At 63.7% G+C, this 21,756-nt stretch carries 22 protein-coding genes and 3 tRNA genes; 9 read left to right on the top strand and 16 right to left on the bottom strand.

What is annotated here, in order from left to right; translation table 11 throughout:
• Positions 1–2: 2 nt before the first annotated feature.
• The 3 genes from Q4G22_RS03920 to Q4G22_RS03910 all read right to left on the bottom strand — a co-directional run bounded on the left by Q4G22_RS03920 (position 3) and on the right by Q4G22_RS03910 (position 2,454).
• Entirely contained in the window at positions 3–410 is a 408-nt protein-coding gene (locus Q4G22_RS03920) for a c-type cytochrome (protein WP_303384593.1), read from the bottom strand.
• A gap of 90 nt (positions 411–500) precedes the next feature.
• Positions 501–1,160 (bottom strand): ABC transporter ATP-binding protein, encoded by a 660-nt coding sequence (locus Q4G22_RS03915; protein ID WP_303384592.1) that lies wholly within the window; start codon positions 1,158–1,160, stop codon positions 501–503.
• Positions 1,153–2,454 (bottom strand): lipoprotein-releasing ABC transporter permease subunit, encoded by a 1,302-nt coding sequence (locus Q4G22_RS03910; RefSeq protein ID WP_303384591.1) that lies wholly within the window; start codon positions 2,452–2,454, stop codon positions 1,153–1,155. The genes Q4G22_RS03915 and Q4G22_RS03910 overlap by 8 nt, the downstream gene beginning before the upstream one ends.
• Positions 2,455–2,565: 111 nt before the next feature.
• Here Q4G22_RS03910 and radA point away from each other — a divergent pair, with 111 nt between their 5' ends.
• The 4 genes from radA (at position 2,566) to Q4G22_RS03890 (ending at position 7,439) form a co-directional block, all read left to right on the top strand.
• The gene (radA, locus tag Q4G22_RS03905; RefSeq protein WP_303384590.1) at positions 2,566–3,930 is read left to right on the top strand and encodes a DNA repair protein RadA; all 1,365 of its coding nucleotides are present in this window, start codon (positions 2,566–2,568) and stop codon (positions 3,928–3,930) included.
• Between the two features lie 41 nt (positions 3,931–3,971).
• The gene (locus tag Q4G22_RS03900; RefSeq protein ID WP_303384589.1) at positions 3,972–4,571 is read left to right on the top strand and encodes a CvpA family protein; all 600 of its coding nucleotides are present in this window, start codon (positions 3,972–3,974) and stop codon (positions 4,569–4,571) included.
• Between the two features lie 114 nt (positions 4,572–4,685).
• Positions 4,686–6,170, top strand: a complete 1,485-nt coding sequence (purF, locus tag Q4G22_RS03895; protein WP_303384588.1) for an amidophosphoribosyltransferase — start codon at positions 4,686–4,688, stop codon at positions 6,168–6,170.
• 162 nt (positions 6,171–6,332) lie between these two features.
• Positions 6,333–7,439, top strand: coding sequence for an acyltransferase (locus Q4G22_RS03890; protein WP_303384587.1), 1,107 nt, complete (start codon positions 6,333–6,335; stop codon positions 7,437–7,439).
• A 9-nt stretch (positions 7,440–7,448) separates the two neighbouring features.
• Here Q4G22_RS03890 and Q4G22_RS03885 read toward each other — a convergent pair whose 3' ends face one another.
• From Q4G22_RS03885 to hisD, 3 genes are read right to left on the bottom strand one after another with little or no spacing between them, the layout of a single operon-like run.
• Positions 7,449–7,910: a low molecular weight phosphatase family protein gene (locus Q4G22_RS03885; protein WP_303384586.1), complete on the bottom strand. Its 462-nt coding sequence runs from the start codon at positions 7,908–7,910 to the stop codon at positions 7,449–7,451.
• Position 7,911: 1 nt separating this feature from the next.
• Positions 7,912–8,391 (bottom strand): UPF0262 family protein, encoded by a 480-nt coding sequence (locus Q4G22_RS03880; protein ID WP_303384585.1) that lies wholly within the window; start codon positions 8,389–8,391, stop codon positions 7,912–7,914.
• Positions 8,392–8,414: 23 nt separating this feature from the next.
• Positions 8,415–9,734, bottom strand: a complete 1,320-nt coding sequence (gene hisD, locus Q4G22_RS03875; RefSeq protein WP_303384584.1) for a histidinol dehydrogenase — start codon at positions 9,732–9,734, stop codon at positions 8,415–8,417.
• A gap of 140 nt (positions 9,735–9,874) precedes the next feature.
• Here hisD and Q4G22_RS03870 point away from each other — a divergent pair, with 140 nt between their 5' ends.
• On the top strand, positions 9,875–10,672 hold the full coding sequence (locus Q4G22_RS03870) for a peptidoglycan-binding protein (protein WP_303384583.1): 798 nt from the start codon (positions 9,875–9,877) through the stop codon (positions 10,670–10,672).
• A gap of 12 nt (positions 10,673–10,684) precedes the next feature.
• On the opposite strand, the gene Q4G22_RS03865 is transcribed toward Q4G22_RS03870, so the two are convergent.
• From Q4G22_RS03865 to Q4G22_RS03855, 3 genes are read right to left on the bottom strand one after another with little or no spacing between them, the layout of a single operon-like run.
• Positions 10,685–11,161 carry a DUF2948 family protein gene (locus Q4G22_RS03865; RefSeq protein ID WP_303384582.1) on the bottom strand — a complete coding sequence of 159 codons (477 nt, stop codon included), beginning with the start codon at positions 11,159–11,161 and terminating at the stop codon, positions 10,685–10,687.
• Positions 11,151–12,434 carry a UDP-N-acetylglucosamine 1-carboxyvinyltransferase gene (murA, locus tag Q4G22_RS03860; protein WP_303384581.1) on the bottom strand — a complete coding sequence of 428 codons (1,284 nt, stop codon included), beginning with the start codon at positions 12,432–12,434 and terminating at the stop codon, positions 11,151–11,153. Before murA ends, Q4G22_RS03865 begins: the two co-directional genes overlap by 11 nt.
• Positions 12,434–12,607: a hypothetical protein gene (locus Q4G22_RS03855; RefSeq protein WP_303384580.1), complete on the bottom strand. Its 174-nt coding sequence runs from the start codon at positions 12,605–12,607 to the stop codon at positions 12,434–12,436. The genes murA and Q4G22_RS03855 overlap by 1 nt, the downstream gene beginning before the upstream one ends.
• Positions 12,608–12,717: 110 nt before the next feature.
• On the opposite strand from Q4G22_RS03855, the gene Q4G22_RS03850 reads away from it, so the two are divergent.
• A tRNA-Thr gene (locus tag Q4G22_RS03850) sits at positions 12,718–12,792 on the top strand.
• A 6-nt stretch (positions 12,793–12,798) separates the two neighbouring features.
• Here Q4G22_RS03850 and Q4G22_RS03845 read toward each other — a convergent pair.
• From Q4G22_RS03845 to Q4G22_RS03815, 7 genes are all read right to left on the bottom strand, one after another.
• The gene (locus Q4G22_RS03845; RefSeq protein ID WP_303384579.1) at positions 12,799–13,347 is read right to left on the bottom strand and encodes a histidine phosphatase family protein; all 549 of its coding nucleotides are present in this window, start codon (positions 13,345–13,347) and stop codon (positions 12,799–12,801) included.
• A gap of 69 nt (positions 13,348–13,416) precedes the next feature.
• A complete protein-coding gene (locus Q4G22_RS03840; RefSeq protein WP_303384578.1) occupies positions 13,417–14,262 on the bottom strand; it encodes a calcium-binding protein in 846 nt (281 codons plus the stop codon).
• 152 nt (positions 14,263–14,414) lie between these two features.
• Positions 14,415–14,489, bottom strand: a tRNA-Val gene (locus Q4G22_RS03835).
• 58 nt (positions 14,490–14,547) lie between these two features.
• Positions 14,548–14,847, bottom strand: a complete 300-nt coding sequence (locus Q4G22_RS03830; protein WP_303384577.1) for an HU family DNA-binding protein — start codon at positions 14,845–14,847, stop codon at positions 14,548–14,550.
• Between the two features lie 215 nt (positions 14,848–15,062).
• Positions 15,063–17,480: an endopeptidase La gene (gene lon / locus Q4G22_RS03825; RefSeq protein WP_303384576.1), complete on the bottom strand. Its 2,418-nt coding sequence runs from the start codon at positions 17,478–17,480 to the stop codon at positions 15,063–15,065.
• A 156-nt stretch (positions 17,481–17,636) separates the two neighbouring features.
• The gene (locus tag Q4G22_RS03820) at positions 17,637–18,935 is read right to left on the bottom strand and encodes a hypothetical protein (RefSeq protein WP_303384575.1); all 1,299 of its coding nucleotides are present in this window, start codon (positions 18,933–18,935) and stop codon (positions 17,637–17,639) included.
• A gap of 65 nt (positions 18,936–19,000) precedes the next feature.
• Positions 19,001–20,359, bottom strand: a complete 1,359-nt coding sequence (locus tag Q4G22_RS03815; protein WP_303384574.1) for an ATP-binding protein — start codon at positions 20,357–20,359, stop codon at positions 19,001–19,003.
• 34 nt (positions 20,360–20,393) lie between these two features.
• Between Q4G22_RS03815 and Q4G22_RS03810 the strand changes: the two genes are divergently transcribed.
• The 3 genes from Q4G22_RS03810 to Q4G22_RS03800 form a co-directional block, all read left to right on the top strand.
• Positions 20,394–21,266: an MBL fold metallo-hydrolase gene (locus tag Q4G22_RS03810; protein ID WP_303384573.1), complete on the top strand. Its 873-nt coding sequence runs from the start codon at positions 20,394–20,396 to the stop codon at positions 21,264–21,266.
• Positions 21,267–21,325: 59 nt separating this feature from the next.
• Positions 21,326–21,400: transfer RNA gene (locus Q4G22_RS03805), tRNA-Asn, on the top strand.
• A 107-nt stretch (positions 21,401–21,507) separates the two neighbouring features.
• Positions 21,508–21,756: hypothetical protein (locus Q4G22_RS03800; RefSeq protein ID WP_303384572.1), on the top strand; the 249-nt coding region annotated here is incomplete at its 3' end.

Here is a 21,756-nt window from a genome sequence, read left to right as displayed (position 1 = left end):
GATTATTCCTGCATCCGCTCGACATATTCCATCAGCGCGACCAGCCGCTGCGGGGTTGGCGTCTCGCGCCCGTCACCGGCGTCATACATGACGGTCCGGCCCTCCAGCAGATCGCCGAACTGCGGCATCGGGCTTTCGGAACGGCCCATGGTATAGCCATAGATATGGCTCATCACCTGAAGGCGCGGGAATTCGCCGTCGTGACGCGCCGCGATGGTGGTGATGTCGGCGGGGCGCGGGTTCTGCCCCGCGGCAGCCGGGCCGTTACCCTTGCCGGTGGTGCCATGGCATCCGGCGCACAGGTTCATATAATCGCTGCGCGCGGTGGTCATCTGTTGATCGGGGGCACAGGCCGCAATCACCGCTGCCATCGCCAAAGCTGCCGTTCCTGCCACAATCGCCTGTTTCATCGGGTTCTCCGGTTTTATCGGTTGCCACGACTGTGCCGCAGGTGGCGCGCGCGGGCAACCGTTTCACGCCGGACAGGCGAATTTCCCGCCTCAACCCAGACCGATGACCCGATCCATCTTGGCGGCCAGATCGTGGTTATGCGTCGCGATCAGCGCCGACAGGCCGGTATCGCGCACCAGATCCATCAGCACACCGAACACCTTGTCCGAAGTGTCGGGGTCAAGGTTGCCCGTCGGCTCATCCGCCAGCAGCAAGGATGGCGCATTGGCCAGCGCGCGGCAAAAGGCCACCCGCTGCTGTTCGCCCCCTGACAGTTCCGCCGGGCGGTGGTCGGCGCGATGCGACAGGCCGACACGGGCCAACAGATCCGCCGCACGTGCCGCCGCCGCCGCTTGGGACGTGCCATTGGCCAGTTGCGGCAGGATCACGTTCTCCGCCGCCGAAAATTCGGGCAGCAGGTGGTGAAACTGATAGACAAAGCCCAAATCCTGCCGCCGCGCCTCGGTGCGGGCCTTGTCGGGCAGGCCGGTCATGTCGCGCCCGTTCAGGATCACCTGCCCGCCCGTCGGCGTATCCAACAGCCCGGCGATATGCAGCAGCGTCGATTTGCCCGAACCGGATGGCGCGACCAGTGCCACCACCTCGCCGCGCGCGACGGTCAGGTTGATGCCGCGCAGCACCTCGACCGGCGAGGGGCCACCCACGCCATAGGTTTTCGACACATCGCGCAGGGACAGAACTTCACTCATAGCGCAGCGCCTCGACCGGGTTCATCCGCGCCGCACGGCGGGCGGGAAAGATGGTGACGACGAAGGACAGAAACAGCGACAGCGCGACGGCGCGGCCAACATCCCACAGCCGTAATTCGGCGGGCAGGCGATAGATGCCGCGCACCTCGGGCTGCCATGCGCCGCCGCTGGTCAGCGCGTTCAGCGCCGACATGATGTTATCGACATTCAGCGCCAGCAACACACCCAGGATCACCCCGGCGATGGTGCCCAGCACGCCGGTGAACGCGCCGCACAGAAAGAACACCCGCATCACCGCGCCTTCGGTCAGGCCCATCGTGCGCAGAATGCCGATGTCGCGGCCCTTGTTCTTGACCAGCATCACAAGGCCGGATGTGATGTTCATCGCCGCGATCAGCACCAGCACCGACAGGATGACGAACATCACGTCATCCTCCATATCCAGCGCCGACAGGAACGAGGATGACGAATCCTTCCACGACCAGGCCAAAGCCCCCTGCCCGGCGGCGTGCAGCAGGTCCGGCGTCCAGCTGTCAATCCGCTCGGGGTCGTTCACGAAAACCTCGATCTCATCCGCCGCGCCCTCGCGGTTGAAATAGGATTGCGCCTCGGGCAGCGGCATATAGATGCGGGTGCGGTCGATGTCATAGCGCCCGGCGGTAAAGATATAGGCGACGTCATAAACCTCGATCCGCGGGGTGGTGCCGAATGCCGTGCGGGCGCCGTCGGGGGAAATCAGCTTGACCTTATCGCCGATGCTGACGCCCAGTTCGCGGGCGATGCCGTTGCCGATAGCGATGCCGCTGTCGAACTGATCCAGACGGCCCAGCGAGGTGGACGGATCGGCAATACGCGGCATCGCGGCCAGCGCCTCGGACGTGACGCCGAACACCTCGGCCACGTTCGAGCGATCCCCGAACGAGGCCATCACCTGCCCCTTGACCACCGGCACCGCGCGGGTAACGCCGGGCAGCGCGGCAATGCGGGCCGCCATATCGTCGTAATCGGTGATCCGCCCGGACTGGGTGTAAACCTCGCCGGTCAGTTCGTTTGTGAAACTGGTCGAGGCCATATAGATCGACGTATGCGCATTCGCGCCAAGGATCGTATCCACAAATTCCGCGCGAAAGCCCGACCGCACCGCCAGCGTGGCGATCAGCGCCATCACGCCAAGCGCGATGCCGATCAGGCTGATCCATGTCATTACGCTGACGCCGCCTTCGGACCGGCGGGCGCGCAGGTATCGCCATGCAATCAGGAATTCATAGCGGGAAAAGGGGGCGGGGCTGGCCATCGGCACCTCGGGTCAAAAGCGCGGGCAAACTGGACGCGGGGGGCCGAAAGATCAAGCCGACAATGGCGTGATGACTGGCGGCGGGCGGCAATTGCCCTTATGCGGGGTGGTATGGCCAAACCTGTCACCTCTTTCACCTGCACCGAATGTGGCGCCGCCCACAGGAAATGGGCCGGGCGCTGCGATGCCTGTGGCGCATGGAACAGCATCATTGAGGAAGCGCCGCTGGCACAGGGGCCGGGGCGAGGTCTGGGTGCCGCACGCGGGCGCATGGTGCCGCTGGCCGGGTTGGCAACCGACGAACCGCCCCCCGCCCGCACCGCATCCGGGGTCGAGGAATTCGACCGCGTGCTGGGCGGCGGTCTGGTGCCAGGCAGCGCGATTCTGGTCGGCGGTGATCCGGGTATCGGCAAATCGACGCTGCTGTTACAAGCGGCGGCGGCCCTTGCGCGGCGGGGCGCGCAGGCGATCTATCTGTCAGGCGAAGAGGCCGGGTCGCAGATCCGAATGCGCGCCGCCCGGCTGGGCCTGACCGATGCGCCGGTGCGGCTGGGGGCCGAAACCAATCTGCGCGACATCCTGACGACGCTTGATGCGGAAAAGCCTGATCTGGCGGTGATCGATTCCGTGCAGACGCTGTGGTCGGATCAGGTGCAGGCTGCGCCGGGTTCGGTGGCGCAGGTCCGTGCCGCCGCGCACGAACTGGTAACATTCGCCAAGCGCAGCGGAGTTGCGGTGATCCTTGTCGGCCATGTCACCAAGGATGGGCAGATCGCCGGGCCGCGTGTTGTCGAACATATGGTCGATACCGTCCTGTATTTCGAGGGCGAGCGTGGCCACCAGTTCCGCATCCTGCGCAGCGTCAAGAACCGCTTTGGCCCTGCGGGCGAAATTGGCGTGTTCGAGATGACCGGCGGTGGTCTGGCCGAGGTCGCCAACCCCTCGGCGCTGTTTTTGTCGGAACGCGGCCAGCCGGTCGCCGGTTCGGCGGTCTTCGCCGGGATCGAGGGCACCCGCCCCGTGCTGACCGAAGTGCAGGCGCTGGTCGCCCCCTCGACCCTTGCCAGCCCTCGCCGCACGGTCGTCGGGCTGGATTCGGGGCGCGTGTCCACCATCCTTGCGGTGCTGGAATCGCGCTGCGGCATCCCCTTTGCCGGGCTGGACGTGTTTCTGAACGTCGCGGGCGGGATGCGCGTCGCCGAACCCGCCGCCGATCTGGCCATCGCCGGTGCGCTTTTATCCGCTCGTGAAGACACGCCGCTGCCTCCTGAAGCCGTGCTTTTCGGCGAAATCAGCCTGTCGGGGGCACTGCGTCCCGTCGCACAGGCGGAAAACAGGTTGAAAGAAGCCCGAAAACTTGGTTTTTCACAGGCGATTTTACCTGAAAGCCAGCGGCTTGAGGGTGACGGGACCATGCGGCTTTCCCGTATGGCTGACCTGACCGGATTCGTGGGCGAAGTCTTTGGCGCCGGCTAAGACCCGCTGATAAAACATAAAAACCGGCGCGTGAGAGGACGATGGACGGATTTACGATCATTGACGCAGTGGTGGCCGCGGTCATCATCCTGTCAGCCATCCTGGCCTGGAGCCGGGGCTTCGTGCGCGAATCGCTGTCGATTCTGGGCTGGATCGCGGCGGCCATTCTGGCCTTCATGTTCGCGGCGGCAGTCAAGCCGCTGATCGCGCAGGTGCCGGTGCTGGACCGTTTCCTGGGCGACAGCTGTGAACTGGCCACGATTGCCGGATTCGCGGTGGTCTTTGCGCTGGCGCTGGTGGTGTTTTCCATCATCACCCCGCTGTTTTCATCGGTGGTGCAGCGGTCGGCACTGGGCGGGGTCGATCAGGGTATGGGCTTTTTGTTCGGGGTTGCACGCGGTGTCCTGCTGGTGGCGATCGCCTTTATCGTCTATGATCGGGTGATGACCAGCCAGGCGGTGCCGATGGTGGAAAACTCCCGCTCGGCCCAGGTATTTGTGCGGCTTTCCAGCCAGATGGACGACCAGATCCCCGCCGATGCGCCGGGCTGGATCGTGTCGCGCTATGAACAACTGGTGCGGTCGTGCGGACCTGCGGCGGATGCGCCCACAGCGCCTGCCACAACGGCACCTGCCAACTGATTTAACAGTTTCGTCACAATTTCGCCCTCGCGCCACGCGCGGGGGCGTGACTTTCCCGGCCTGCGGTCCTACATAGCGGCTGACAGCCCAAACCCAGCAAACAGGACGCACCGGATGAAACCCTTTCTGGCCGATCCTTTCGATTCGGACCGCCTGCACGAAGAATGCGGCGTGTTTGGCGTGATCGGCGTGGCCGACGCCGCCAGCTTTGTGGCCCTTGGGCTGCACGCCCTTCAGCATCGCGGGCAAGAGGCCGGGGGCATCTATGCCCATGACCCCGAACAGGGCTTCAACGGTGCCCACCGCTTTGGCTATGTGCGTGACAATTTCACCAAGGCCGAGGTGATCTCGACCCTGCCCGGCCCGCTGGCTATCGGGCATGTGCGCTATTCCACCGCCGGGACCAAGGCGAATACCGCGATCCGCGACGTGCAGCCGTTCTTTGGTGAATTCGCCATGGGGGGCTGCGCCATTGCCCATAACGGCAATATCACCAATGCCACAGCCCTGCGTCGCGAACTGATCGAGCGCGGCAGCATTTTCCAGTCGGGCAGCGATTCAGAATGCATCATTCATCTGATGGCCCGGTCGATTCAGCGCAACCTGTCCGAGCGGCTGAAAGATGCGCTGCGCCGGGTCGAGGGGGCATTCAGCGTGATCGCCATGACCCGCACCAAGCTGATCGGCGTGCGCGATCCGCTGGGGGTTCGCCCGTTGGCTCTGGGCCGCGTGGGCGAAGACGGCTATGCACTTGCGTCGGAAACCTGTGCGCTGGACATTATCGGTGCCGAATTCGTGCGCGAGATCGAACCGGGCGAAATGGTGGTCATCTCGCCCGGCAAGGTCGAAAGCTCGCGCCCCTTTGCGCCGTCGGGCAGCAGGTTCTGCATCTTTGAGCATGTCTATTTCAGCCGCCCCGATTCGATCATCGGCGGGCGGTCGGTCTATGAAACCCGCCGTCAGATCGGCGTCGAACTGGCCCGCGAAGCCCCGGTCGAGGCGGATCTGGTCTGCGCCGTCCCCGACAGCGGCACCCCCGCCGCCATCGGTTATGCGCAAGAAAGCGGCATCCCCTTTGGTATGGGGATCATCCGCAACCAATACATGGGCCGCACCTTTATCGAACCGACCGATCAGATCCGCAACATGGGCGTTCGGCTGAAACTGAACGTCAACCGCGCGTTGATTCAGGGCAAGCGGGTGGTTCTGGTCGATGACAGCGTGGTGCGCGGCACCACCAGCCGCAAGATCAAGGACATGATCCTTGATGCCGGCGCCGCCGAGGTGCATTTTCGCATCGCCAGCCCGCCCACCGCCTGGCCGTGCTTTTACGGGGTCGATACGCCCGACCGGGGCAAGCTACTTGCCGCGCAGATGACGCCCGCTGAAATGCGCGACTGGATCGGCGTCGACTCGCTGGCTTTCGTGTCGCTGGACGGGCTGTATCGCGCCGCGGGCGAGGCTGGGGGCCGCAACAGCAACTGCCCGCAATATTGCGACGCCTGCTTTTCCGGTGACTATCCCGTGGCCCCGTCCGATCAGATCGAGCGCGGTTTTCAGATGCAAGAGGGCAGCGAAACCGCCCATGCGGCGGAATAACTCGGGTCTGCCGGTATTGAGTTCAGCCAGCAGCAGCCCACTGGACTGAAATCATAACAAGGCGCATGTGACCAGCCAAAGATCGTTGGCTGTAGTTAACCCTTTGTTTACGCAAACTCTGTAGTTCCCTCACAGGCCCATGGGCAGTTTGGGAACGCGTTCATGTCATTCACAGATCAATTGGCAGCACCTGTTGGCGGCTACCGCCATTCTGCACAGACCACTGCTGCCCGCCATGAGGGCGTCATCGACTGGCCGCTGTTCGACTGGCTGAGGTTGGTGCTGGCGTCTGTCGTGGTGATCGGTCACGCAGGCGCCGGGGTGGTGGGGGATTATGGCAATCTGGCCGTGCAGGTATTTTTTGCCCTCAGCGGATGGCTGATCGGCGGTATTCTGATGCGCGCTGATGTCGGGGATATACCACGCTTTTACTTTAACCGGGCGACGCGGATCTGGATTCCGTTTCTTGTCTGTGTCCTGACGCTTTACGCCGTGGCCATCCTCAAGGGCGGCTATGCACCCCGATACCTCGAATTTTTGCTCTACGACCTGACCTTCACCCACAACCTGTTTATCCCCAAGACACCCGATGTAATCGCCGCCATGCCGATGCAGGGCACCGGCGCCCATTTCTGGAGCATCGCGGTCGAAGAGCAGTTTTACCTTGCCGCGCCGTTCCTGATCCTGATGCTGCCCGCCGGGCGCAGCGTGCTGCTGTGGGCGATGATCGCCGCGCTGATGGTCTGGCAGCAAGGGTGGTATGGGTCGATCGCAATGGGCGTGTTAGCAGCGGCACTTGCGCATCAATTCGGCGACTGGCACCTGCGCCGTTGGGCCTGGCTCGGACTTGGTGTGCTGATGATTGCGACATTTGCGGGGTTCAGTGCCAATCCATCGTTCTACGCTCTGCTGGCACCCTTGTTTTCGGTCGCCGTGGTGCTTTTGTGCGCTCGACCGGGGCGGCGCGGGCCTGTTGGCAAGTTCTTTGGCGCGATCTCGTTCCCGGTGTATCTGTGGCACTGGGTCGGTCTGTTCGGTGCGAATATGGTCTGGAAAATGGGCGGATTTGATCCGTCCCTCCGCCCCGCAGTCGGCTATGCGCTGTCGCTAATGATAGGTGCGGTCGCGTGGATGGCAATTGACCGGCCGGTGATGCAGCTCCGCAATCAGTGGTATTCGCCCGCACTGGGCCAGACATTGATGGCGGCGGCCTTTGCGCTGTTGTTGGCTGGGCTGACGACGGCGATGGTCCTGCAACCGCTGCGCTGATTGGTAGAATCAGCCCTCGGTCGGGGGGCCAAAGCGGTCGATCATCCGTTTGCGGATCTGGTCACGGGTCTGGCGATACATGTCCAGCTTGGCCTCGCGGGTTTCGCCCATGCCGCTGGGGTCCATGATCGGCCAATATTCCACATCGAGGTGATACAGCCGCGTCAGCTCCAACGCCTGACGCTGGCTGGCGGGGGACAGGGCGATGACCAGATCAAACCCCCCCAGATCATCGCCCCAATCCTGCATTTCCTCGAACGACCGGCTGCGGTGGTTCGACAGTTCAACGCCGATTTCATCGCTGACGGCGATGGCGAACCCGTCGATTTCCAGATCGTTATGCACGCCCGCCGACTGCACATAAGCGCGGCGGCCGTAATATTTCTTCATCATCCCCTCGGCCATGGGCGAGCGGATGGCGTTGTGATCGCAGCAAAACAGCACCGAATGGGGAATGCCGCTGCCCGTCATCTTACCCCTGCGGGATCAGCGCGCAGATCAGGGTGAACAGGCGGCGGGCGGTGTCGATGTCCAGTTCCGCCTTGCCCTCCAGCCGTTCTTGCAGGGTGCGCGCACCTTCGTTGTGGATGCCGCGCCGGGCCATGTCGATCGCCTCGATCTGGGCGGGCGGCAGGCGTTTTACCGCGTCGAAATAGCTGTTGCAGATCTGAAAGTAATCTTTGACCACCTGCCGGAACGGTCCCATCGACAGATGAAATTCGGCCACCTGCGCCTGTTCCCCGGTCGTCAGGCCAAAGACCAGCCGCCCTTCGCGGATCGCCAGATCAAGGACATAGGGACCGGGCGGCACCTCGGCCCCCTCGCGCCCCGGCAAGGTAAAGCTGTTGTCCTCGATCAGATCAAAGATGGCGACGCGGCGCTCCTGCTCCATCTCGGGGGTGGCGGGTGGCAGGGCGGAATCGTCGATTTCAATATGGCAGAGCCGGGTCATGCACAGCGTCCCCTTCGTCGTGGTCAGCCGTCAGATTGGCTGTTCTGGTTCAGCACGTCCAGACGCGATTGCACCGATTGCGCATGAGCGTGCAGCCCCTCGGACAAGGCCAGCCGCACCGCCGCGGGACCAATGGCGCCCAAAGCGCCCGGCGACAGGCGTGCCACCGTGGTGCGTTTCAGAAAATCCATCACCGACAGGCCCGAGGAAAAGCGGGCGGAACGCGCGGTCGGCAGAACGTGGTTCGGCCCGCTGACGTAATCGCCCGCCGCTTCAGGCGTAAAGCCGCCCAGAAAGATCGCGCCCGCGTGGCGAACCATGGCGGCCACCGTCTCGGGGTCGTCGGTGCAGATTTCCAGGTGCTCGGGCGCGATGCGATCAGACAAGGCGGCGGCCTCGGCCAGATCGCGGGTGATGATGATCGTGCCATAGTCGCGCCAGCTTGCCCCGGCAATCTCGGCGCGCGGCAGGGTCGGGATCAGCCGGTCCACCGCCCCCGCCACCGCATGGGCCAGCGCGGCATCGGGCGTAACCAGAATCGACTGTGCCGCCGTATCATGTTCGGCCTGCGCCAGCAGGTCCAGCGCCAGCCAGTCGGGGTTCTGTGCGCCATCGGCGATAATCAGCACCTCGGACGGACCGGCGATCATGTCGATACCGACCTTGCCGAACACCTGCCGTTTCGCGGCGGCAACATAGGCGTTGCCCGGCCCGGTGATCTTGTCCACCGGGGCAATGGTTTCGGTGCCATAGGCCAGCGCGGCAATCGCCTGCGCGCCGCCGATGCGATAGATTTCGTCCACCCCGGCCAGTTCGGCAGCCAGCAGCACCAGCGGGTTGATCGCGCCACCCGGTGTGGGCACGGCAATCGCCAGCCGCCGCACCCCCGCCACCCTCGCCGGGATCGCGTTCATCAGCACCGACGACGGATAGCTGGCCGTCCCCCCCGGAACATACAGCCCCGCCGCATCAACCGCCGTCCAGCGCCAGCCCAGGGTCGCGCCAGTGGCGTCGGTCCAGCTTTCATCCTGCGGCATCTGCCGGGTGTGATAGTCACGGATGCGATCCGCCGCCAGCTCCAGCGCGACACGATCCTCGGGGCCGACCTTGGCGGTTTCGGTCGCGATCTCGTCAGCCGACAGGCGCAACCGGGCGGGCGTCAGGGCCAGCCGGTCAAAGCGCGCGGTCAGCTCGCACAGCGCCGCATCGCCGCGCGCGCGCACATCGTCGATGATGGCGGCCACGGCCTGCCCGACATCGGCGGCATCCTCGCGCTTCATGGTCAGAACGCCGCGAAAACGCGGTTCGAAATCGGCATCAACGGTGGTCAGGATCGTGGGCATGGGCTGTCCTTGCGCAAGTCAGGGTTTCTTAGCCGCTGGCATCGTTCCGCTCAAGCCGATCACGTTATGCGGAGCACGGGAATTACTGCCCCGCTTCGCGCGTTAGGCCGTCAGGAAACCGCACAGCACAAGAGGATGCCATGCGTAACACTATCTTTTCTGCCCTGATGCTTGCCGGATTAACCGCCGCACCTGCCGCACAGGCGCAGGATCTGGGCCAGATCATCTCGGGCGTGGCCCAGGGGCTGCTGGCGCAGGAACTGGAACGCAACGCCTGGGACGAGGCGCGTCAGGCGAACACCGCCAACGCCTATCGCAACTATCTGAACCGCTTTCCCAACGGCGCCCATGCCAGCAACGCGCGGCAGGCGCTGAACCGGCTGACCAACAACGGTAATTCGCGCCAGCCATCCTTTACCGCGCCGGTCATTTCCACCCCCGCCACGCAGGCCGGCAGAGCCGCCCGGACCGAGGCAGAGCTGAACCTGACCCGATCCGACCGGGTGCGGGTGCAGCGGCAATTGACGCAGCTTGGCTATAACACGCAGGGTGCCGACGGGCTGTGGGGCAACCGCACCCGCAGCGCGATTCAAAGCTGGCAGCGGGCGCATAACCACAGCGCAACCGGATATGTCACTGCGGCACAAGTGCGCCAGATCAACCAGCAGGCCGGCGCACCCACCAACCGCACCCCTTCAGGCAACCAGCAAAGCGACGCGCAGGTGCAGGAACGGCTGCTGTCGCTGGGCGCGGCAGAGCGGCGGGAACTGCAACTGCGGCTGACCTTGCTGGGCTATAACACGCGCGGCACCGATGGCGTGTTCGGCACCAACACCCGCAACGCGATCCGCCGCTGGCAAGGCGACCACGGGCTGCGCCAGACCGGCTATCTGACCGCAGATCAGGTCAAGACATTGCGGTCTGAAACGCGCGGTTAAGGCGGAAACGCGTCAGTCCGGGTGTGCAGGCCGCAGCCCGGACGGCGCGGCATAGGGGCGGGTGACATCGCGCAATTCGACGTTCACGCATTCACAATCAACGGCCAGCGCGCCGTCGCCCGCAAAATCCAGCACCATGCGCCCGGTACCGTCCTCGCCGGGTTGCCAGCTGATCGTCAGCAATTCCAGCACGGTGTCGCTGTCGCGGGTGATGCCATCCGACTGCACCCGCAGCGCATCATGGATCAGCAGAACGGAACGGACGCGCTCATAGGGGCGCTCCTCACGCGCGGCGGCCTCGGCATCCTCCCAGCGGAAACGGTTCAGCAACAGCGCAAGCTGGCGTGCGCGGGCATCGACGATGATTTCCGACACCGGCAGGATCGCGTCCTGCGTCAGTGCGGAAATGATCGCCAGATCATCCGCATCCTCGGCCCGCAGCGCCAGCGCCTGCGGCGCGCCATCGGCAAAACTGGCATCATTCGTCATGGCCGACCTCGCGCAGACGGGTGATCTTGGCGCCGACGCCGGACAGCTTGCGCACCACCCGTTCATAGCCGCGATCAAGATGATAGACGCGGCTGACCACCGTTTCGCCTTCGGCCGCCATCCCCGCCAGTATCAGACTGACCGAGGCGCGCAGATCGGTCGCCATCACCGGCGCACCGCGCAGTTTCTCTACGCCAGTCACGCGGGCATGACCCCCGTGAACCTCGATCCGGGCACCCATGCGGGTCAGTTCCGGCGCGTGCATAAAACGGTTTTCGAAGATCGTTTCCTCAAGTTCCGACACACCATTCGCCGTGCACATCAGGGCCATCATCTGCGCCTGAAGGTCGGTCGGGAAACCGGGAAAGGGTTCCGTTTTCACGTTCACCGCCCGCACCCGGCCATTCTTGCGGCTGACCTTGAGGCCCCGCGCGGTCTGTTCGACATTGATGCCCGCCTCGTCCAGCTTTTCGCAGAAAGCCGCCAGCAGGTCGATGCGCCCGCCAAGGCATTCCACCTCGCCGCCGCAGATTGCCGGAGCCAGCATATAAGTGCCCAGTTCGATCCGGTCGGTGACGACGGGATGGGTCGTGCCATGCAGAGAATCAACGCCCTGAATGGTGATGGTGCCGGTGCCCTCGCCCTCGATCTGGGCACCCATGGCACGCAGACAGACCGCCAGATCAACGATTTCCGGTTCGCGCGCGGCATTGTTCAGCACGGTCGTGCCCTTGGCCAGCACCGCCGCCATCAGCGCGTTTTCGGTCGCCCCCACCGACACCAACGGGAAATCGATCACCGCCCCGCGCAAGCCCCCCATCGGGGCTTTGGCGTGAACATATCCGTCGCGCAGGTCCAGCTCGGCCCCCATCGCCTCGAACGCCTTCAGGTGCAGGTCCACAGGCCGCGCGCCGATCGCACAGCCGCCGGGCAGCGACACCTCGGCATGGCCATAGCGCGCCAGCAGCGGCCCCAGCACCAGAATCGAGGCCCGCATCTTGCGCACGATGTCGTAATCGGCGTGTTGGCTGGTCAGATCGTGGCTGGACAGCGCCAGCACCTGACCGTCTTGCAGGCTGGCGACCTCGGCCCCAAGGCTTTGCAGCAGCGCGGTCATGGTGCGGATGTCGGACAGGCGTGGGGTATTGGTCAGCGTCAATGGCTGGTCTGTCAGCAGCGTGGCGGGCATCAGCGTAAGGCAGGCGTTCTTGGCCCCCGCAATCGGAATTTCGCCGCTGAGCGGGCCATTGCCCTGCACGATGATCTGATCCATCAGTTCTGCCCGTCCTTGTCTGCCTGATCTGCCTGCCCGTTTTCGGGGTCTGCCTCGTCCGCCGCCCGCGCGCGGGCCTGCGCCTTGCGCCGCGCCAGATTCGCCCGCAGCGCCGCCGCAAGGCGCGCCTCGCGGCTGTCGCTGTCATGATCGCTGCGTCGATTTTGCTTCATCTGCCCCTGTTAGCGCCGCGCCCCGCAACAGTCCAGCATGGCGGAATGATGAAAATGCCCGATACCCCCTTGCACCCCGCGCCGCCATTGTCTAAACGCCCCTCCACGATGCTGTGGTAGCTCAGTGGTAGAGCACTCCCTTGGTAAGGGAGAGGTCGAGAGTTCAATCCTCTCTCACAGCACCATCCCCCTTATCGCCATATTTCATGCGCGCCGCTGCGGATGACATGCACGGCACCTTGTTCCACCGGCATATCCTCGAATGTGGACATGTCGCGGCCCATGGCCAGCAGGCGCAGCATCCGCAGGGTGATACCGTGGGTGACGATGATGGCGGGGCCGTTCAGATCGGCCAGAAAGGCGCGACAGCGGGTAGCCAGCCCGGCATAGCCCTCGCCCCCCGGTGCACGGTCATACCAGCCAAGGCGGGGCGGGGCGAAAATCGCCGGATGTGCCGCGCGCAAATCGCTGTTCAGATGGCCGCTGAAATCACCGATGTCGATCTCGACCAAGCGGTCGTCGGTGGCAAAACCGGCACCGAACACGATCCGCGCGGTTTCCAGCGCGCGCCCCTGCGGGCTGGAGATATATCGCCCCTGCACGCCCTCTACCAGCCGCGCCAGACGGGTGGCCTGCGCCCTGCCCTGCACGGTCAGCGGCGAATCGAGCCGCCCCTGCATCCGCCCCAAGGCGTTCCACTCGGTCTGGCCATGGCGCATCAGATAAAGGTCGGGCAGCATAGGGCGATCCTGAACAGCAAACAGGGCGCCAGTTTTGGCGCCCTGCTGCGTGTTGGCAAGTGGCCGCGATCACCAGATAAAGTCGTCGCTGTCCATCTGCGAGACGCGGAAGTTCTGAATAATCAGCTTGTGATCGCCGATGTCGATATGCACATGGCTACCCACCTGGCTGGCGGCACTCTTGACCGCCGACCAGCTGTTCATGGCGTTAAAGCTGCTCAGATCGATGGTATCGTCGCCACGTTCGAAATCGGTGATGACGTCGCGCCCGTGGTTAAAGACAAAGCGGTCCGCGCCCTCGCCGCCGGTCATGGTGTCATTACCACGCCCGCCGTCCAGCACGTCGTTACCCTCGCCACCGAACAGCCGGTCGGCACCTTCGTTGCCACGCAGGATGTCGTTGCCTTCGCCGCCGTGAACGGTGTCGCTCCCGGAACCTGCGGTCACGCGATCATTGCCTTCGCCGGCACGGATCAGGTCGTTGCCCGCACCGCCGAACACGGTGTCGTTGCCCTCGCCCGCACGGATGGTGTCGTTGCCAGCACCGCCGTCGATGTAATCGTCACCGCTGGAATCCGAGATAAAGTCATTGCCGTTGCCGCCGAACAGACGATCTTCGCCCTTGTCGCCGAAAATGCGATCGTTGCCGTTGCCGCCATAGATCACGTCGTCATCATCGCCGCCGTAAATGGTGTCATTGCCGGCGCCGCCATAGATCAGGTCGTCGTCGTCACCGCCGAAGATCAGATCATGGCCATTACCGCCATAGATCACGTCATCATCGTCGCCGCCATAAATGGTGTCGTTGCCGTCCAGCCCATAGATCGTGTCGTCACCATCCAGACCGCGGATCAGATCATTGGCATTGGTGCCACGGATCAGGTTGTCTCTGTCAGAGCCAGTGATTCTCGCCATTTCTTGGTCCTTGCCTAAAATTTTTCCCATCGGTCGCGCCGATGCCCGGATAACGCCCGGCAGTGGACCTTATTCCCCCTGCCTGCATTTTTCTGCGGCACATACGCGGTGAAAACAACAAAGGCCGCCACACGGGCGACCTTTGGGAATAATGGTGGGTGATAACGGATTTGAACCGCTGACATCTTCGATGTGAACGAAGCGCTCTACCGCTGAGCTAATCACCCGGTGGAGGGGCTTCTAGCGACAGCCGCGACCCGATGCAAGACGAAAGTCGCCGGTCTTTCAGTCGTCGGCGTCGCCAAGGCGGTCTGCGCCATCAAGAGATTTGCGCCGCAGCCGCATGGTGATGATGTCGCTGCCGCGAACGTCGCGCTGATGGCTGACGCGGGCCTTGCCGAACGGTGGGATCGCCAGGGTTTCGCCTGCGGCAATCGCCTCGCCCAACTGTTCCAGAACGGCGTCGATGATCGGACGCGCGGTGGACCGGCCAGCCCCGGACGCGGCGACCACACGATCCAGAAACTCTTTCTTTTGGACGATACGGGCAGGCACGGGTTCGCCCCGGCTTTTGGCATGGGCCATAGCCCCAAGATTCCTGCGCGGACCACCCCGACTTGCGACGGCTCTGTTAAGGTCAGACATGATCGCCCCCAAACAATCCCCAAAATGAACTATTAGTCTATTCTGGACACGCAGCAGACCAGAAGTCAAGGAAAACAGTTCAGATTCTGAACTGAAAATGAAAAAGGCCGGACTCGCTGTCCGGCCTTTTGACTTGGATTGACTTTTAGTTCAGATCAATGCGCCAAGGTGCCGCTGCTGCCCTCACCCGAACGGGTGGCGGCGTGGCGCGCTGCCTCGGCCGCTTCTTCCGCCGCCTCATCCCAGACGACGGGTTCAGGCATCCGCACCAGCGCCTGTTTCAGCACCTCGCGGACGTTGGACACGGGGATGATCTTCAACCCCTCTTTGACGTTCGCTGGAATCTCGGCCAGATCCTTTTCGTTATCGGCCGGGATCAGCACCGTCTTGATGCCGCCACGCAGCGCCGCCAGCAGCTTTTCTTTCAGCCCGCCGATGGCCAGCACGTTGCCGCGCAGGGTGACTTCGCCGGTCATGGCCACGTCTTTCCGAACCGGAATTCCAGTCATCACCGACACCACGCTTGTGACCATGGCGATACCGGCAGACGGGCCGTCCTTGGGCGTCGCGCCTTCGGGCACGTGAACATGGATGTCACGCTTGTCGAATTCCGGCGGACGGATGCCCAGTTCGGGGCTGATCGAGCGGACAAAGGACGACGCAGCGTCGATGGATTCCTTCATCACCTCGCCCAGTTTCCCGGTCGTTTTCATCCGGCCCTTGCCCGGCAGGCGCAACGCCTCGATCTGCAACAGATCGCCGCCGACCTGAGTCCAGGCCAGCCCCGTCACCACGCCAACCTGATCGTCCTTTTCCGCCAGACCATAGCGGTGGCGGCGGACGCCCAGATATTCCTCGGCCTTTTCGGGCGTGACCTCGACCGATTTCGCGGTCCCTTTCAGGATTTCGGTCACGGCCTTGCGGGCCAGCTTGGCGATCTCGCGTTCCAGCGAGCGGACCCCGGCTTCGCGGGTGTAATACCGGATGACGTGGTTCAGCGCCTCGTCGGTGACGCTGAATTCACCCTTGCGCAGCCCGTTCGCCGCGATCTGCTTGGGCAGCAGGTGACGGCGCGCGATCTCGCGCTTTTCATCTTCGGTATAGCCGGACAGCGGAATGATTTCCATCCGATCCAGCAGCGGGCCGGGCATGTTATAGCTGTTGGCCGTGGTCACGAACATGACATTCGACAGATCGTATTCCACTTCAAGATAGTGGTCCACGAACGTCGCGTTCTGTTCGGGGTCCAGCACCTCAAGCATGGCCGACGCCGGGTCGCCGCGGAAATCCTGCCCCATCTTGTCGATTTCATCCAGCAGGATCAGCGGGTTGGTGGTTTTCGCCTTTTTCAGCGCCTGAATGATCTTGCCGGGCATACTGCCGATATAGGTGCGGCGGTGGCCACGGATTTCCGATTCATCGCGCACGCCGCCAAGGCTGATGCGGATGAATTCACGCCCCGTCGCCTTGGCGACCGAGCGGCCAAGCGACGTCTTCCCCACGCCGGGCGGACCGACGAGGCACAGGATCGGGCCTTTCAGTTTCGCGGAACGGTTCTGCACCGCCAGATATTCGACGATCCGTTCCTTGACCTTTTCCAAGCCGTAGTGGTCAGCATCCAGCACCTGTTCGGCCTTGCCCAAGTCCTTGCGGGTGCGCGATTTCACGCCCCACGGAAGGGACAGCAGCCAGTCCAGATAGTTGCGACTGACCGTCGATTCAGCAGACATCGGCGACATGGATTTCAGCTTTTTCAGCTCGCTCATGGCCTTGTCGCGGGCCTCTTTGCTGAACTTGGTGGCCTCGATCTTTGCCTCAAGCTCGGCAATCTCGTTCTGGCCATCGTCGCCGTCGCCCAATTCCTTCTGAATGGCCTTCATCTGCTCATTCAGATAGTATTCGCGCTGCGTCTTCTCCATCTGGTTCTTGACGCGGGATTTGATCTTTTTCTCGACCTGAAGGACGCTCATTTCGCCCTGCATGTGGCCATAGACCTTTTCCAGACGCGCGGCGACATCCAGCGTTTCCAGCAGATCCTGTTTCTTTTCAATGTCTACGCCCAGATGACCGCTGACCAGATCGGCCAGACGCGCCGGGTCGCGGGCATCGGAAATGGCGGTGACGACTTCTTCGGGGATGTTCTTGCGCACCTTGATGTAACGCTCGAACTCCTCGGGGACGGCGCGCAGCAGCGCCGAGGTGATTTCCTCATCACCCTCGGTTTCGGGCAGCATGACTGCCGCCGCCTCGAAGTGGTTTTCGTTTTCGATAAAACCGGTGATCTGCACGCGGTCACGCCCCTCGACCAGCACCTTGACGGTGCCATCGGGCAGCTTGAGCAATTGCAGCACATTGGCCAGAACGCCGGTGCGGTAAATCCCGTCTTCGGTCGGTTCATCAATAGAGGCATCTTTTTGTGCGGCCAGCAGGATCGGACGGTCGGCGTCCATCACCGCCTCAAGCGCGCGCACAGATTTTTCACGACCGACGAACAGTGGCACAATCATATGCGGAAAGACCACGATGTCGCGCAGCGGCAGCACCGGATAGGTCTGAGTGGAAAAATCGTTCATATATTCGATCCTTTCATGCCCGAAGCTGCGACCCCTGTCCGGCGGTCCGCAACCTCTGCCTGCGCCCATATCTAGGGATGCGCGCAACCGCGTTCAATACATCTGCACGTTCCCATATCGTTCCGGGGTTAAACAACCGATAACAAAGCAGAGATGTCATTCCTCGGGGTAGAACCTCTCGAATGTCAGACGGACAGGGCGCATCGACATCAGACCCGACGACGCACCATGCAGCAGCACGGCCACATCATAATCCCCCGGTTGCAGCACCACAGGGCCGATCTGCGGGTCCAGCGTTCCGTTCGCATCATCGTTTTCGGCAATCATCTGGCGACCGGCGGCAAACAGCTTCAACCGCGCATCCGCGCCCGGAGCGCCGCCAAAGCCCGAGATCATCACCGCCGTGCGCCGATCAACCGAGAACCGGAACCAGCGCGCCGCCGTGCCGATCAGCGCCACCATTTCCCGCGTTTCATTCAAATTCAGTTGCACCACTTCGACCGAGCCGTCCAAGGGCGGTGCCATTTCAGCACGTTCATAAACGCGACGCAGGGCCGCCGCCTCGTCATAGAGTTCGGCCGATACAACGATCTCCCCCGCAGCACGTTCATAGGCGGCCACGCCAAGACAGTAATCCCCGACAGGCAGACCGCCGGGGAAATCCAGCCGCGCATTCATCCCGTCGTCCGAATCGTCATTGTGCCCCAGCTCTGCCCCCTGTGCATCGAACAAGGTCATCACCGGGTCCACGCTGGTGCTGGCTGCACGCAGCGTCAGCGGTGCCGAAGCCTCGACCGAGAAACGCAGATAGGCCGGTTCCGACGACACCAGTGCCGACTCGCGCAGCGGCCCTTGCCCAAGCGCATCGGCATTCAGGGCCGCAGGCGCAAAGGCCTGCGTCGGGGTGGACGGCGTGCAGACGGCCATGGCAGCACCTGTGCCGGTTTCGCCTTCGGATACGTCCTCGAACAAGGGCGGCACGTCTTGCGTGGCAATCTGCAAATCTGCCTGCGATGCGGCACCGCCCTCGATGGCGGTTACAAGCACACAGTAATCGCCCGGCTCCAGATGCCGTTCGATGCGTGACGACAGGGTGCCGCCGAAATCATCGTTTTCGGCCAGTTCGTTCGCCTGCGCATCCAGCAGGGTCAGAACCGGATCGCCGTTTCCATCAGGATCGTGCAGATCCAGCCGTAGATCGGTCCCTTCATCAGCGACGCGGAACGCAAAACGATGCGCCTGATCGTCGTGCAGCGACAGCCCTGTGCGCGACAGCACGCCTTCACCGGAAATCCGGGAAAGGTCAGCCGTGCCGCCAATCCATTCCGAGGCGCAGGGCGGCGGCGCATCCCCTACAGGCGCGACCGCATCCTGCGCGGTGGCCGCCGTCACCCAGCCTGCAAGGCCGCAACCAAAAGCAAGGGCCACGGCCCGGCGGCCGAGTGTGTTACGCATGACCAATTCTCTGCTTCACATGTGTTTGCGCGCAAGCTGACGGATCACCATGCGCAAGGCAAGCGTCAACGCGGCAGCATGATTTCCGCCCGCAGGCCGCCCAGCCTGTTGCCGCGCGCCAGACGCAGCCGCCCGCCATGCGCCCGCGCCACATCCGCCGCGATGGACAGACCCAGACCGGCCCCGCCCTGTCCGGCATTCTGCCCGCGCGCCGGGTCCAGCCGGGTAAAGGGGCGGATCGCCTCGTCCAGCTGATGTTCGGGAATGCCGGGGCCGTCATCCTCGACCGCGATCAGCAGACTGCGTGGACCCAGAACCGCCTCGATCTCGGCGCGGGTGCCATGGCGCACGGCATTGCCGATCAGGTTTTCCACCGCGCGACGCAGCGTGTCGGGGCGGGCGACGATCTGCACCGTCTCGCCCCCCTCGGCGCGGGCCAGCACCACCGCCTGCCCGGCGCGCTGCGCATCCGCCACGATCGCCTGCACAAAGGGCAAGGCGGTGACGGGTTCAGGCGCGCGGTCCTGCGCCTCGTCCCGCGCGAAATCCAGAAAGGCCGACACCATCTGCGACATCTGCGCAATGTCGCCTTCCATCGCGGTGATGTCCTCGGCATCCGGGGGCATGTCAGGCGACAGCATCGACACCGACAGCCGCAGCCGGGTCAGCGGTGTGCGCAGATCGTGGCTGATTCCCGACAGCATCATCGTGCGCTGTTCGCTGCTGCGTTCCAGACGGTTGCGCATATCGACAAACGCCGTGCCCGCGCTGCGCACCTCGGACGCGCCGGCGGGGCGATAGGGCACGATCCGCCCCTTGCCGTATTCCTCGGCCGCGCGGGCCAGCCGCCGGATCGGGCGCAACTGGTTGCGCAGAAAGATCGTCGCGATCCCCGTCATCAGCAGAGATGTGAACATCATCAGCACCAGCAACTGATGCGGGTTCGACGCCGACACCCGCCGCCGGTCAAAGCTGACACCATAAGGTCCCGCAGGCGCATCCAGCGTCAGGCTGACATCGCGGTAATTGCCAATCAGATCGACCGCCAGCAGATCGGGCAATTCGGCGCGAAGTTCCTCGATCACGACACGACCGGAAAAATCATAAAATTCGCGCTGGTCCTGCGTTGCGGGCGGAACCGGCATGGTCAGGGTCAGTTCAAGCGGGCCAAGAATATCGGCCACCGCCGCCTGTGCCGCATCCGTATCGGGCGCCGCCGCGATTCGTGCGGCCACCAGCGCCACCTCGCGCGCGGTCGTGGCGGTCATCTGCCGCGTCACCCCTTCGAAATGGCGTTGCAGAAACATGACCGACACCACCAGCGTCACCGCAATCACCGGCAAAAACAGGATCAGCGCCGCCCGGCCATAGATGCCGCGCGGCACAAGCCGCTTGAGCCAGCCATTATCGCTGTTGTTTGCCATGGAAACCCCGCTGTGCCGCGGCTAGGCTAACCGCATGAGTGACGATCCGAAAGACCTGCGCGTTGTGCTGGCGCCCAATCCCTCGCCCCTGACCGGGCCGGGGACGAATACATTCCTGCTGGGGCACGACCGGGTTGCGGTCATCGACCCCGGCCCCGACCTGCCCGGCCACCGGCAGGCAATTCTGGATACCGTTGCAGCGGGGGGCGGGCAGATCAGCCATATCTTTGTCACCCATGCGCATCTGGATCATTCCGGCGGTGTCGCCGCGCTGGCCCAGGCGACCGGCGCGCCGGTGCTGGCCTTTGGTCCCGCGCTGGCGGGCCGCTCGCCCGCAATGCAGCGCCTGTCGGGTCTTGGCCGGCTTGGCGGTGGCGAAGGGCTGCACGCCGGTTTCATTCCCGACATCACGCTGACCGATGGCGCACAGGTGGATGGCGGCGAATGGAGCCTGACCGCCCATCATACCCCCGGCCATTTCGGCAACCACCTGTGCTTTCAGTGGGGCGATTCGATTTTCTGCGGCGATCTGGTGCTGGGCTGGGCCACCACACTGATTTCCCCGCCCGACGGTGATCTGGCCGATTTCATGCGCAGCCTTTCCCGGCTGGAACGTCTGGCCCCTGCCCGGCTGTTCCCGGCCCATGGCGATCCGATCAAGGCCCCCGCCGCACGCATCGCCGAACTGGCCGCCCACCGGCGCGCGCGTTCGGCACAGATCATCGCCGCCCTGCGCGACGGCCCCGCCAACGCCGCCAGGCTGGCCGCGCGCCTTTACGACGTGCCCGCCCCGCTGCTGCCCGCCGCCGCCCGCAACGTGCTGGCCCACCTGATCGCCCTGTCCGATCTGGGCGCCACCATTCCCCAAGGCGACATCCACGCCGACACCTTTTTTACAGTTCCGTAAAATTTTCCGTAAAACCCACTGGACGCCCCCAAAACCCAAGGCTATACACCGCTCCGTGTTCCGGCGTAGCTCAGCGGTAGAGCAGTTGACTGTTAATCAATTGGTCGTAGGTTCGATCCCTACCGCCGGAGCCAAATCCTTTAAAATCAATGGCTTAACGGCGATTTGGCGGCGTATGGACCTCATGTCCATTTGTTGACATCGCGCACGGCCCGCTGACCCCTCAAATTGGGGCCAAAACGTGGCACTTGCGAACTATGTGATCCGGCGCGGCGAATTTTATGCGTGGCGGCGCGTCTGGCGCGGAAGCGCCGTCCAGATTCCCCTTTCGACCACCGACCCGACCCGCGCGCGGCGACTCGCCGCCGTGGCGACCGCCGCCGCCTCCATCGGCTGGGGCTTGCTTGACGCGGGCCGGATCTCGATTCACGATGTGAAAACGGAAATCCTTGACGCGGTGAACCGCGAAAGGCTGGCACTGGACTATCAG

Origin of the sequence: Paracoccus sp. (in: a-proteobacteria), from assembly GCF_030538655.1 — a bacterium.
Classification (GTDB): Bacteria; Pseudomonadota; Alphaproteobacteria; order Rhodobacterales; family Rhodobacteraceae; genus Paracoccus.
Note: the sequence above shows the minus strand (reverse complement) of the source record. Positions and strands in the feature narration are given on the sequence as shown.